This window comes from Candidatus Nanosynbacter sp. TM7-057, assembly GCF_022828295.1.
Classification (GTDB): Bacteria; Patescibacteriota; Saccharimonadia; order Saccharimonadales; family Saccharimonadaceae; genus Nanosynbacter.
The window spans coordinates 225,099-236,257 of sequence record NZ_JAJQJT010000002.1; the positions used below are offsets into that span (position 1 = coordinate 225,099).

Annotated in this window: 18 protein-coding genes; 17 read left to right on the top strand and 1 reads right to left on the bottom strand. The window is 44.9% G+C overall.

Annotated features, from left to right (window positions below; all coding sequences use genetic code 11):
• Positions 1-44: 44 nt before the first annotated feature.
• Positions 45-620 carry a hypothetical protein gene (locus tag LRM45_RS03840; RefSeq protein WP_243826820.1) on the bottom strand — a complete coding sequence of 192 codons (576 nt, stop codon included), beginning with the start codon at positions 618-620 and terminating at the stop codon, positions 45-47.
• A 105-nt stretch (positions 621-725) separates the two neighbouring features.
• On the opposite strand from LRM45_RS03840, the gene infA reads away from it, so the two are divergent.
• The 17 genes from infA to LRM45_RS03925 all read left to right on the top strand — a co-directional run bounded on the left by infA (position 726) and on the right by LRM45_RS03925 (position 11,061).
• Positions 726-968 carry a translation initiation factor IF-1 gene (infA, locus tag LRM45_RS03845; protein ID WP_129635133.1) on the top strand — a complete coding sequence of 81 codons (243 nt, stop codon included), beginning with the start codon at positions 726-728 and terminating at the stop codon, positions 966-968.
• 54 nt (positions 969-1,022) lie between these two features.
• Positions 1,023-1,139 (top strand): 50S ribosomal protein L36, encoded by a 117-nt coding sequence (gene rpmJ, locus LRM45_RS03850; protein ID WP_129637195.1) that lies wholly within the window; start codon positions 1,023-1,025, stop codon positions 1,137-1,139.
• 2 nt (positions 1,140-1,141) lie between these two features.
• Complete coding sequence (gene rpsM / locus LRM45_RS03855) at positions 1,142-1,528, top strand: 30S ribosomal protein S13 (protein WP_039327369.1); 387 nt, start codon at positions 1,142-1,144, stop codon at positions 1,526-1,528.
• 15 nt (positions 1,529-1,543) lie between these two features.
• A complete protein-coding gene (rpsK, locus tag LRM45_RS03860) occupies positions 1,544-1,933 on the top strand; it encodes a 30S ribosomal protein S11 (protein WP_129745336.1) in 390 nt (129 codons plus the stop codon).
• A 2-nt stretch (positions 1,934-1,935) separates the two neighbouring features.
• Positions 1,936-2,556: a 30S ribosomal protein S4 gene (rpsD, locus tag LRM45_RS03865; protein WP_129632896.1), complete on the top strand. Its 621-nt coding sequence runs from the start codon at positions 1,936-1,938 to the stop codon at positions 2,554-2,556.
• A 21-nt stretch (positions 2,557-2,577) separates the two neighbouring features.
• Positions 2,578-3,501 (top strand): DNA-directed RNA polymerase subunit alpha, encoded by a 924-nt coding sequence (locus LRM45_RS03870; RefSeq protein WP_129743800.1) that lies wholly within the window; start codon positions 2,578-2,580, stop codon positions 3,499-3,501.
• A gap of 2 nt (positions 3,502-3,503) precedes the next feature.
• Complete coding sequence (rplQ, locus tag LRM45_RS03875) at positions 3,504-3,890, top strand: 50S ribosomal protein L17 (RefSeq protein ID WP_129636875.1); 387 nt, start codon at positions 3,504-3,506, stop codon at positions 3,888-3,890.
• Between the two features lies 1 nt (position 3,891).
• Entirely contained in the window at positions 3,892-4,323 is a 432-nt protein-coding gene (rplM, locus tag LRM45_RS03880; protein ID WP_129632888.1) for a 50S ribosomal protein L13, read from the top strand.
• 1 nt (position 4,324) lies between these two features.
• A complete protein-coding gene (gene rpsI / locus LRM45_RS03885) occupies positions 4,325-4,720 on the top strand; it encodes a 30S ribosomal protein S9 (RefSeq protein WP_129636874.1) in 396 nt (131 codons plus the stop codon).
• 70 nt (positions 4,721-4,790) lie between these two features.
• Positions 4,791-5,654, top strand: coding sequence for an alpha/beta fold hydrolase (locus LRM45_RS03890; RefSeq protein ID WP_243826821.1), 864 nt, complete (start codon positions 4,791-4,793; stop codon positions 5,652-5,654).
• Positions 5,651-6,226, top strand: coding sequence for a class IV adenylate cyclase (cyaB, locus tag LRM45_RS03895; RefSeq protein ID WP_243826822.1), 576 nt, complete (start codon positions 5,651-5,653; stop codon positions 6,224-6,226). Before LRM45_RS03890 ends, cyaB begins: the two co-directional genes overlap by 4 nt.
• 15 nt (positions 6,227-6,241) lie before the next feature.
• Positions 6,242-6,841: a non-canonical purine NTP pyrophosphatase gene (locus LRM45_RS03900; protein WP_243826823.1), complete on the top strand. Its 600-nt coding sequence runs from the start codon at positions 6,242-6,244 to the stop codon at positions 6,839-6,841.
• A gap of 73 nt (positions 6,842-6,914) precedes the next feature.
• Complete coding sequence (locus tag LRM45_RS03905; protein ID WP_243826824.1) at positions 6,915-7,328, top strand: NUDIX domain-containing protein; 414 nt, start codon at positions 6,915-6,917, stop codon at positions 7,326-7,328.
• A 27-nt stretch (positions 7,329-7,355) separates the two neighbouring features.
• Positions 7,356-8,399, top strand: a complete 1,044-nt coding sequence (trpS, locus tag LRM45_RS03910; protein ID WP_243826825.1) for a tryptophan--tRNA ligase — start codon at positions 7,356-7,358, stop codon at positions 8,397-8,399.
• Between the two features lie 12 nt (positions 8,400-8,411).
• Positions 8,412-9,557: an RluA family pseudouridine synthase gene (locus LRM45_RS03915; protein ID WP_243826826.1), complete on the top strand. Its 1,146-nt coding sequence runs from the start codon at positions 8,412-8,414 to the stop codon at positions 9,555-9,557.
• Entirely contained in the window at positions 9,558-10,367 is an 810-nt protein-coding gene (locus LRM45_RS03920) for an AAA family ATPase (protein WP_243826827.1), read from the top strand.
• Positions 10,368-10,377: 10 nt separating this feature from the next.
• Positions 10,378-11,061, top strand: a complete 684-nt coding sequence (locus LRM45_RS03925; RefSeq protein ID WP_243826828.1) for a tetratricopeptide repeat protein — start codon at positions 10,378-10,380, stop codon at positions 11,059-11,061.
• Positions 11,062-11,159: the final 98 nt, after the last annotated feature.

The window sequence follows — 11,159 nt, forward strand, 5'->3', positions numbered from 1 at the left end:
TAAAAATCCCCGCCGAAAAGCGGGGAATTCTTTTTGTGAAGGGATTATCGTATTTTGTAATCGTAAGATAGATTGTCGCCAACTTTTTTCTCATTTTGGCAGACTGGCGCAATTTCATTACTAATGTTATTTTCATCAACCATCTTACAGCTCGGAATGTTGAACAAATTAAATTGGTTGGTTGGGGAAATCGTTTTCCATCCGCCATCTTTCTTGACTGCAAACATTCGCGCCTCAGAATTGCCGCAACCATAGCCCAGCAACAACTGTTTCTCGTCCTGGGAATGGGCAATTACCGTAGTTACGCTGTTGTTATCCTTGCAGCCTGATTTTTTAGTTTCTGTCTTCAGGAAATAGCGAACCTCTTGCGTAGTTGAATCGTTGCGAATAACTATTTTATCTCCTTCAATTCGGAAGCCCAAAGACCCCAAGTTCACGGATCCACCGTCAACATTTTCGACTGTTTGAAACGTCTTGTCGGAAGTTCGGTTGGCGTGTAATAAAATTACGCCAATAACTATCACTATCAAAGTCGTCACCAGACCGATTAGCACCGCGGTCATTATCTCATTCTTCGATTTTGTAACCTTAAAGTTTGCTGGTTTTTTCTTGCTTGCCATAAAAATCCTTATGTTAAATTTGATAGTACAATTATAGCACTTAAATTTACGGCGAAAACCCTTGTCAAACTGTGTTTAGTACTGTATAATTGACAACTGTAACTTATGGCGAGTCAAAAGGAAGTCATCAAAATGGTAGGAAAGGTAGTGGAAGCACTGCCTAATACTCAATTTAAGGTGGAACTGGAGAATGGCCATAGTATCATCGCGCACATTTCAGGACGAATGCGCAAGCATTATATCCGTCTGGTGCCTGGTGATAAGGTTGAGGTTGAGATGACCCCTTACGATCTTACAAAGGGACGAATCAGCTTCCGCCTACGTGACGATCGACCTCAAGGTCGGTAGTTAAATATTAACGGTAATCTCGGGTTTACTCGGGAAGGGAGATTTAAGCACTTTATGAAAGTTCGTGCAGGTGTGAAAAAAATCAGTCCCGATGATAAGTTCGTTCGCCGCAAAGGCCGACTATATATCATCAACAAGAAAAAACCTAAGAATAAGCAAAGGCAGGGTTAAGCATGGCTCGAATTGCTGGGGTAGTTATCCCAACAGAGAAGCAGGTGCAAATTGCGCTCACCTATATTTACGGTATTGGGCCAAAGCACGCTTCGAGCATCCTTGCGGCGGCTAAAATTGAGCCGACCACTCGGGTGAAAGATCTCACCGAGGCTGAAGAAAACAAGATTCGCGAAATTATTGACAGCGAATACACCGTTGAAGGTGATCTCCAGCGCTTGGTGACAAATAATATTAAGCGCTTGAAGGATATCAACGCCTATCGCGGTCTTCGCCACAAAGCAGGACTGCCAACACGCGGACAGCGGACTCGTACGAATGCACGAACTCGCAAGGGTCGCGCCATCGCCGTGGGCGGTACACAACCAAAAGCAGCAAGTAAGACCTAAAGAAAGGACTAAGAAATGGCAGACGCAAAATCTACCAAGAAGAAGCAGCGCCGATCAGTCCCAGCTGGTCAGCTGCACATTCAGGCAACATTTAACAATACTATCGTTACTTTTTCCGACAAGAAGGGTAACGTACTAACCGCTTCATCAGCTGGTGCATGTGGTTTCCGTGGAAGTAAAAAAGGTACAGCCTATGCTTCACAGGTTGCTGCTGAAAAAGCTGCTGAAGCTGCGAAATCTCAATACGGCTTGAAGTCTGTTGACGTTTTCGTGAAAGGTGTCGGCTTAGGTCGTGATGCCGCTATTCGTGCGGTCAGCGCCTTCGACATCTCAGTAGAAAGCATTAAGGACGTAACTGGCGTGCCTCACGGTGGTGTTCGTCCACGAAAGGCACGGAGGGCATAATTATGGCACGAGATAATTCACCAATTGTCAAGCAAAGCCGCCGCGAAGGTTATGCGCTTCATCCAAAAGCACATAAAATTTTGGCGAAAAAATCTGGCATTCCAGGTCAGCACGCACATGGTCGTCAGAATAAGCCAAGCCTATACGCTACACAGCTACGCGAAAAGCAGAAGGTTCGTCGCTTGTATGGCCTAGTCGAGAAGCAGTTTGCTCGCTTGATGGACGAAGCAACACGCGCTCAAGAAGGTTTGGCGGGCGAAAACTTGTTGAAGCTATTAGAGCGCCGCTTGGATAACGTTGTTTATCGTTCTGGATTTGCCGTATCACGCCGCGCAGCTCGTCAACTAGTTAGCCACGGACATTTTGAATTGAACGGTCGACGCGTCGATATTCCATCGATTCGCGTTAAAGCTGGCGATGTCATCACGGTTCGTCCAAAGAGTACCAAGTCAGAGTACTTTACACGAATTGACGATGTAATCAACAATTCAGTCCAAGGCCCGCTAAGTTGGCTAAAAGCTGATAGCAAGAAGCTGAAGATTGAAGTAACTGGTTTGCCAAAGCGCGAGGAAGCAGAAGCTGACATCAACGAGCAATTAATTGTTGAGTATTACTCACGATAAAAGAAGGGTTAGGGAAGAATTATGGCAAAAGCAATTTACAATCCAGCACTCGCGAGCGTTGATGATATTTCAGCAACCAGTGCTACTTTTCTAATCGAGCCACTTCACCCAGGCTACGGTAATACTCTTGGTAACTCATTGCGACGCGTTCTATTGTCGAGCGTTCGCGGTGGCGCGGTTGTGGCTTTCAGGATTGAAGGCGCAACTCACGAGTTTACTACTGTTGAAGGCATCAAAGAAGATGTTGTCGACATTATGTTGAACTTGAAAAACGTTCACCTGCGCGTATTTACTGATGATCCAGTTGAACTGCGCATTGAGAAAACTGGCGCTGGCGAAGTAACTGCCGCTGACATTAAAACTAATGCTGACGTTGAAGTCGTTAACCCAGAGCAAGTAATTGCTACAATCGACGACCCAAACAAGCATTTGGTTATGGATTTGGTAGTTGAGGCAGGTTGCGGTTACCAGACAATTGAAGAGTCAAGCGAAAAGCGTTTGCACAGCGACATGATTGCTATTGATGCAATGTACTCACCAGTTCTACGCGTTCGCTACAAAGTCGACTCAACTCGTGTTGGCCAGGAGACAAACTTGGACAAGTTGGCAATCACTGTTGAAACTAACGGCACAATCACACCTCGTGAGGCGTTCGAAGAAGCAGCAGCGATCCTTGTCAATCAATACACAGCTTTGGCTGGCAACACGATGGTAACTGGCGCACCAGCACTTGGCGCAGCTAAGGAAGACGAAGAGTCAGAGCTAGCAATGCCAATTGAAGAATTAAACTTAAGCGCCCGCACGACGAACGCGCTAATTAACAATGAAATCCGCACTATTCGCGATTTGGTAACTTTGACTGAGCAAGATTTGCGAGAATTGAAAGGTTTCGGTTCAAAGGCACTAGACGAAGTACGTGACAAGATGGCGGAGTTGGAGTTTTAACTATGCATAGACACGGATATCAAGGGCGCAAGTTCGGCCGCGAGCGTGATCAGCGACGAGCCCTACTCAAAGGTCTGGCTACCAGCTTGGTTGAGTACGGAAAAATCGAGACCACCTTGCCAAAGGCTAAGGAACTAAAGCGTCACATTGAAAAAATCATCACCAAGGCTAAGAAGGGCGACCTAGCAAGCCGACGTCAGGTGATTGCAGCATTAAGCACACGCGCCGCTGCTTACAAACTAGTTGATGAAATCGCGCCACAGCTAAGTGGTCGAACCAGCGGACACGTTCGCGTTGAACGAACACGTTTGCGAGTCGGCGACGGCGCTCAAATGGCGATTATCGAGTTTGTTGACGATATTAAACCAATGCCAAAGGAAGGAAAATAAGATGAAGACTTATTCACAAAAACCATCTGAAGTTTCTCGCCGTTGGGTATTGTTTGACGCTAGCGAATTACCACTTGGACGTTTGGCTACAGAGATTGCTAAGCATTTGACTGGTAAATACAAGCCGACTTACACTCCTCATATTGACGGTGGCGACTACGTAGTTGTTATCAATGCTGCGCAAACAGTCGTTACTGGATACAAGGAAACTGATAAGTATTACTATCGCCACAGTGGTTTCCCAGGTGGAATTAAGGAGACGCAATTCAAAGAAATGCGCGAACGCCACCCAGAGCGAATTATTGAAGAAGCTGTTAAAGGCATGTTGCCAAAGAACAAATTGCAAGCAGAGCGCCTAAAGCGTCTACGCATTTTTGCTGGCAGCGACCACGCTCACACAGCACAAACACCAGAGAAAGTTGAGGTGAAGTAATATGGCTGATACTTATTTCTACGGCTTAGGTCGACGCAAAAGTGCTTCAGCAAGCGTTCGATTGCTTCCTGGAAAAGGCACTATCACTATCAACGGCAAACCTGCCGCTGAGTATCTGGACGGCAACAAAACCTTACTAGCAGAAGTAACCGATCCACTTGCAATTGTCAGCAAGCAAAAAGAATTCGACGTTACTATCCTAGTTAAGGGTGGCGGCTTAGCTGGTCAAGTTGATGCTATCAAGCTTGGTATCGCAAAGGCTTTGACTGCAGCTCACGCCGACCTGCGTCCAGTTCTAAAGAAGGCTGAGCTATTGAAGCGTGACCCACGCGAGAAAGAGCGCAAGAAGTACGGTCTTCGTTCTGCTCGTAAGCGCGAACAATTCTCTAAGCGTTAGTACAGAAAAGGCTATCACAAAATACTCCGTTTCACATGCAGGCGGAGTATTTTCATAGTATACTAAAAATATGTTGGACAAGATTATCCATCGCTGGTTACGGATTCCGTATTCATTGAACGTGCATTATTTTTCTCGTCCGGAAAAACCGAAAGTGACGATTTTACTTATTCATGGACTGGGAACTTCGTGGCGAACATGGACGCCGCTGGAGCCGTATTTACCAAAGGGCACGCGAGTTATAGCAATTGATATGCTGGGATTTGGCAATTCACCCAAGCCTGATTGGAAATCCTACAACGCCCACGACCAAGCCGCAAGCATCGTCGCTACTTTGCGTAGGGAATTCATAAATCATGTAGATATTATCATCGGTCATTCTATGGGGTCGCTGGCTGCTGTAGAGCTCGCCAAGCAGTATCCGAAGTTAAGCAGGTCGCTGATTTTGTGTAGTCCGCCGATATATTATCCGAGAGTCGACGAAAAAAATCATCATCCAGAGAAGATTTTGCGTACGCTTTATGAGTTTTTCAATAGTCATCCGCGCAGTTCGAAACGCTTTTTGCAATTCGCTGATCGGCACAATATTTGGCCTGACGCTGGATTTAAGGCTGATGAGGTTACCGCCGAATCCTTCTTGACAGCCTTGAACACCGCGATTATCAATCAGACGACAATGAATGACATCACTAAGCTCACTCTTCCGATTGCTATTTTGTCTGGAAGGCTTGATCCGCTGATTGTCGAGAGAAACCTGAAGAAATTAGCAAAAGATCATAACAATATCACTCATACGTCAATGGCAACTCAACGACACGAAATAACCGATAAATATGCGAAGAAGCTGTCGGAAATTATGAAAGAATATTTGGCGAGAAAATATTCACCAAAAACGAGTCATCCTATAGCAAAGTCCAAACGAGGAAGCTTATGATCGAAGTAGAGTCCAAATTTAAGATATCAGGCGACATAACGCAGAGCGATCTTCTCGCCATTCTTAAAGACCAATTTATCACGTCAATCTCAAGCAAACGCCAAATTGATACAGTATTTTTATTGCCCGAGCAAGTTGACGCACCAATTGTTCCTGGATCAAAAATTATGCGAGTGCGCGATGTTCTTAATCCGGAAACTGGTGAGTTGCAGCGGAGCTTGATGACACTGAAAGTTGAGGGGCAGGCAAAGCTAGTGTCTGATGAATATGAATTTGCGGTTGATGACGGAAATGTGGCGCGCCAAATGCTCACAGCGCTGGGCTGGCAGGAAGTTGTCACTGTTGATAAAGTCCGCCTTGAATCAAAAACCAAAGATTACACGATCTGCATCGATGAAGTTGCTGGACTAGGACTATTTATTGAACTGGAAGTTTTGACCGAAGACAGTGTCGACGTAAAAAACATTCAGCAACAAATGCGCAATTTTCTGAAAAACCTGGATATCGACGGAAAATTATGGAAAATTCCGTACGACACAAGCATTAGAAATCTGCAAAATAACGTTAGTTAGCGTATACTTATTAGCATGAAACAAGAGAATAGCCCAATTTATTTTATCACTTCCAATCACAGTAAATTCGCCAGCCTTCAAGAACTCCTTCAGCCGCTTGGTGTTGATTTAAGGCAGCTCGATTATGATTTTGACGAAGGGCGAGGGCTGGATATCCAGACGATTGCCAAAAGTAAATTATCTCAAGCCAAGAAAGCCTTCCCAAACAAGCGTCTGGTCGTTGACGACCGCGGTTTTTTCATTCCGGCGCTGAAGGGTTTTCCGGGGCCGTTTGTTAAATTGCTACTGAACAGCTTTAGCTATCCCGGCATTATCAAGTTGATGAAAGGCGAGGCTGATCGTCGAGCTATTTTTTCTTTTGCGGTTGGCTATTTTGACGGCGAAAAAGACCACATTTTCGTAGCCAACGAAGAGGGATTTATTACCGACGAGCCACGTGGTGATAATCTCCATGGCTGGACGGAATTACTGTATATTTATGGACATCCGAGCTTTCCTGGTCGCAGTTTGGCAGAGCTGAACGACGAAGAATGGCAGGAATATCTGACGATAATTGAGAAAGTTGATGGGCTCGCGATGTTTAGGGATTATTTAAGTGGAGAGAATAATGACTAAATCTATCATCCGTAAAGACGTCTTCGGCAATTAATACACCGTTCCCGTTGACGAACTAAATATTCGCGTCGGCGTGTACGCGGTGATTATTGAGGATAATAAGATTCTTTTAACTCGGCAATGGGACGGTTATAGCTTGATTGGCGGCGGTGTCGAGAAGGGCGAAACGATCGAGGAATCAATTGTCCGCGAAGTTAAGGAAGAGACTGGACTGACTATCACGCCAGATAGAATTATTCACCAAGCAACCACTTTCTTCAAGCGCAACGCTGAGTCGCAAGCCAATCAGTCAATCCAACTGTACTTTACCCACAGTCAGCTGCACGGGCAAATCAATAACGACAACATAACCGACAGTGAGAAGACTTATACTAACGGCACGCCAGAATGGGTTGATCTGGATAAGATTGACGATATAAACTTTCGCCACAGTGTGGATCTAAAAACAATTTTACAGGCGTATATTTCGCAATCTCGCACCCGCTAATGGCCGAATAATGTTATAATATACCCAATGAAACCATCAAAACCCGTCATCCTCACTGGCGTGCGCGCCAACAATAACATCCACATAGGTAATTACTTTGGGGCTATTTTGCCGATTATCAACATGGCGAAACGTCGCTCGGACAAATATGATATCAATCTATTCATCCCAGACCTTCACAGTTTTACTACGCCAATTGACCACAGTAAGCTATACGACAGCACCCTGAACAACGCGCGAGTTTATACTGCCGCTGGATTGCCGCTGGACAACCCTTCCGTTCATCTTTACCGCCAAAGCTACGTCCCGGCGCACAGTGAACTGGCGTGGATTCTGGATTGCTTTACTGGATTTGGCGAGATGAGTCGAATGACGCAGTTTAAGGACAAGGGGAGTAAGGGCGATGCCTCTGTTGGGCTATTTAACTATCCCGTCCTAATGGCTGCCGACATTCTACTTTACGGCGCGACTTACGTGCCAGTTGGCGACGACCAGACTCAGCATTTGGAGTTCACTCGTGATATTGCTGAGCGAATGAATCGTAAGTTTGGCGATCTATTTATCGTGCCAAAACCCGTAATTCAGCAACATCAATTCTTCGGAAAAGACCAAGGACTAAGGATTAAAGACCTCGTGAATCCAGCGAAGAAAATGAGTAAATCTGACGAGAGCGGCAAGGGAATTATCTTCCTTTCTGACGATCCAAAATCAGCACATAAGAAAATAATGAGCGCAACAACAGATTCAATTGGCAAAGTTCAATACGACAAGGAAAATCAGCCGGGAATTTCTAATTTGCTGGAGATTTTGACTTTGGTTCGGCAAGATGCTGGCAGGGAAGTTACTTTGGAGCAGACCGTCAACGAGTACTTTGGGATGGATCGTTATGGCGATTTCAAGCGAATCGTGGCCGACGAAGTTGCGGAATTTTTGGAGAATTTCCAGAATCGACTTGCGGCGGTTGATGAGCGAGCAATTGAAGAAAAGCTGGCTTCCAGTGAAAAAGACATGAATGTCGTCGCTAATGAAACTTTGTATCGCGTTCAAAAAGCTGTAGGGCTTCGAAAATAGGGAGCAAATCGCGTGAAAATATTACCTCGGACAGTGCTGAAAATAGCTAGATTGTACAAATTAGCAGACGACAATACGCCAGTTAAGGCACTGCGTCGATTAGAAATTCAAACGGACAAATCTCATGTTTTTGCGGATTTTATTTTGAACAAGCAGCATTTTGCATTGCTTTACGGTTCGATTGTCGACGAAGAGTCCATTGACGAATTGTGGACAGAAAGACCAGACAATGCCGAGATTTTACCGAATCCGCTAGACCCAGAATTTATCGAAACGCCGTTCCAGGGAAAGTATGTCATAATGTTCAAAATTTCGCCAACTAAGGTGCGCTTGGATATTTATTTATCGACCAAATTTGACACGACGATTTCCCGAAGTCTTTGGCAAAAATACATAAAAGCTGGATACGTTTCGGTCAATAATAAAGTCGCGACAACGCCGAAGTTTGAGGTTGATGAAACTGATGAGATTGCGCTTAATTTGCCAGAAAAAGAGCAGGCGGACGTTGACTTGCCGATTTTATACGAGGATGATGATGTGATTGTCATCAATAAACCAAATGGACTATTGACGCACGCGAAGGGCGGACTTTCTGACGAGCCGACGGTTGCGGAGATAATTCGCCCCAAAACCTCATTCGCAACGGACACTGATCGCCCGGGAATTGTTCACAGGCTTGATCGCGATACTTCAGGACTGTTAATTATAGCCAAAAACCCAGAATCTGCCGCGCACCTACAGAGGCAATTTGCCGAGCGAACCGCCAAGAAAACCTACATAGCGATAACCGACGGCAAGCCAAAGTTGAATGCCGCAAAAATTGATCTGCCAATTGGTCGCAATCCTTCAGCGCCGAGCACTTTTCGTATAGATCCGAACGGGAAACCAGCTCAGACGACTTACCATGTTTTGGCGGAAAATGATACTCAGTCGCTCGTGGAATTGAAGCCGACCACTGGTCGAACTCATCAATTACGCGTCCATCTGGCTCATTTGAATGCACCGATTCTTGGCGATCGAGTTTATGGAAAGTCTTCGGATTGTCGTATGATGTTGCATGCTCAAAAATTAGAGATAACTTTGCCGTCTGGTGAGAGAAAAGTTTTTGAAGCCGCAATTCCTGACGAATTCAAGAGATTCTTCCCAGAGGATTTATAGATGACTGAAGTGATTATATCCGCTCGAGATACTCAAAAAATCAGCCAGATTTCATCGCAATTGCCTCACGCGCTTTTGGTAATTGCGGATTACGGGCTTGATGGACTGGGCGTGGCTCAAATATTAGCAAAGAATAACGATACTTTTCACTTGAAACCGCTTCCAGAAAAGCAAACTATATCCGTTGATCAAATCCGCGAGCTCATCTCTATGCTCCGAACTTACGCCATAAATCGTCGAGTTATTGTCATTGACGAAGCCGATTCAATGACCGAGCCGTCGCAAAATGCATTCCTGAAAGCACTGGAAGAGCCGAATAAAAATACCAATTTTATCCTTGTCGCGAAAAACCCGAAGTTAATGCTTGACACTGTTAGATCTCGTTGTCAGACGTTGACTCTTCATAAAACGACATCCGCCCAAGATAAAAAACTGCTTGAAAAGTACAATTTAGACCCCGCCTCTAGCCAACAAATTCTTTTCTTAGCTGCTGGGCGACCATTGCTGATTAAGGAATTGGCGGAAAATCCAGAAAAATTCGCCGAATATCGACAATTAGCCACCGACGCAAAGCAAATTTTAGCCACAAATCGAGAATACGACACACTCAAGAATCTCGTCAAATACTTTTCTGACCGCCAAAAAGCGATACTACTGACGGATATTATAGTAAATATGATTCGTTTTCAATCTTTATCGCGCGGAATAAATCCGTCGCTTGAAGATCAACTTGAAAAAACCACCTCTGTTGCGAACGCGTTAAAATCCAACGCCAACGTCAGGCTGGCACTGACGCAACTTGTGATATAATAGTATAGATATGTTTGGATTATTCCTCATTCTAATTTTAATGATTTGGGCGATTTTTTATCATCCGTCAATTAAAGAAACTGGCGATTTGCCAACTAAGATTACTAATAAACTTGATCAGTTATGGGAAATTGCCCAGGAATCGATTCGCGAGAATAAGTACCTGCGCGCAGAAAAAGCTCTGCTGACAATCTTACGCGTTGATGAGAAAAATGCCACTGCATATAACCGTTTGGGAATTTTATATGCCAAGCAGCGCGCATATAAAGATGCCATTGAGTGTTTTGAGATTGCCCAGAGTTTGGAACCAAGCGCCTCCAGCCTTCATAACGTCGGCTTAATTTACTACGAAACAGAGAACTATGAAAAGGCGTCACTAGCGTTTGAGCAGGCGTTAGAGATGGAAGATGATTTGGCTGCGCGCTACATTGCCTACGCCAAGGTTCAGGAAAAAATAGGGAATACGAAGAAGGTTATTAACGCCCTGGAGAAGGCTGTTGAATTAGAGCCGATTCCGCAGACTCTGAAGATTTTAGCGGAAGCATACGACGATGCTGGACAGACTGACCTGGCTGAAGAACTGCGTAAAAAAGCCACAAAAATGCTAACTCCGACAGTAGCATCAAAGAAAGTCGACACACCGCGTCCACGCCAGCAGCGCAAAATACATCAACCACGAAAAATAGTTATGTAAACTCTTGCCACAGAGAGAAAAAATTGATAAAATAAATTCAGTTGCCGCTTTAGCTCAGTTGGCTAGAGCAACGGTTTTGTAAACCACCGCCTTTATGG

What these genes read in the sequence shown, in the direction of transcription:
- LRM45_RS03870 (WP_129743800.1), top strand. Translation starts at nt 2,578, where the DNA reads ATGGCAAAAGCAATTTACAATCCAGCACTCGCGAGCGTTGATGATATT.
- rpsD (WP_129632896.1), top strand. Translation starts at nt 1,936, where the DNA reads ATGGCACGAGATAATTCACCAATTGTCAAGCAAAGCCGCCGCGAAGGT.
- cyaB (WP_243826822.1), top strand. Translation starts at nt 5,651, where the DNA reads ATGATCGAAGTAGAGTCCAAATTTAAGATATCAGGCGACATAACGCAG.
- rpmJ (WP_129637195.1), top strand. Translation starts at nt 1,023, where the DNA reads ATGAAAGTTCGTGCAGGTGTGAAAAAAATCAGTCCCGATGATAAGTTC.
- rplQ (WP_129636875.1), top strand. Translation starts at nt 3,504, where the DNA reads ATGCATAGACACGGATATCAAGGGCGCAAGTTCGGCCGCGAGCGTGAT.
- LRM45_RS03890 (WP_243826821.1), top strand. Translation starts at nt 4,791, where the DNA reads ATGTTGGACAAGATTATCCATCGCTGGTTACGGATTCCGTATTCATTG.
- rpsI (WP_129636874.1), top strand. Translation starts at nt 4,325, where the DNA reads ATGGCTGATACTTATTTCTACGGCTTAGGTCGACGCAAAAGTGCTTCA.
- LRM45_RS03900 (WP_243826823.1), top strand. Translation starts at nt 6,242, where the DNA reads ATGAAACAAGAGAATAGCCCAATTTATTTTATCACTTCCAATCACAGT.
- rpsK (WP_129745336.1), top strand. Translation starts at nt 1,544, where the DNA reads ATGGCAGACGCAAAATCTACCAAGAAGAAGCAGCGCCGATCAGTCCCA.
- LRM45_RS03925 (WP_243826828.1), top strand. Translation starts at nt 10,378, where the DNA reads ATGTTTGGATTATTCCTCATTCTAATTTTAATGATTTGGGCGATTTTT.
- trpS (WP_243826825.1), top strand. Translation starts at nt 7,356, where the DNA reads ATGAAACCATCAAAACCCGTCATCCTCACTGGCGTGCGCGCCAACAAT.
- rplM (WP_129632888.1), top strand. Translation starts at nt 3,892, where the DNA reads ATGAAGACTTATTCACAAAAACCATCTGAAGTTTCTCGCCGTTGGGTA.
- LRM45_RS03840 (WP_243826820.1), bottom strand. Translation starts at nt 620, where the DNA reads ATGGCAAGCAAGAAAAAACCAGCAAACTTTAAGGTTACAAAATCGAAG.
- LRM45_RS03920 (WP_243826827.1), top strand. Translation starts at nt 9,558, where the DNA reads ATGACTGAAGTGATTATATCCGCTCGAGATACTCAAAAAATCAGCCAG.
- rpsM (WP_039327369.1), top strand. Translation starts at nt 1,142, where the DNA reads ATGGCTCGAATTGCTGGGGTAGTTATCCCAACAGAGAAGCAGGTGCAA.
- infA (WP_129635133.1), top strand. Translation starts at nt 726, where the DNA reads ATGGCGAGTCAAAAGGAAGTCATCAAAATGGTAGGAAAGGTAGTGGAA.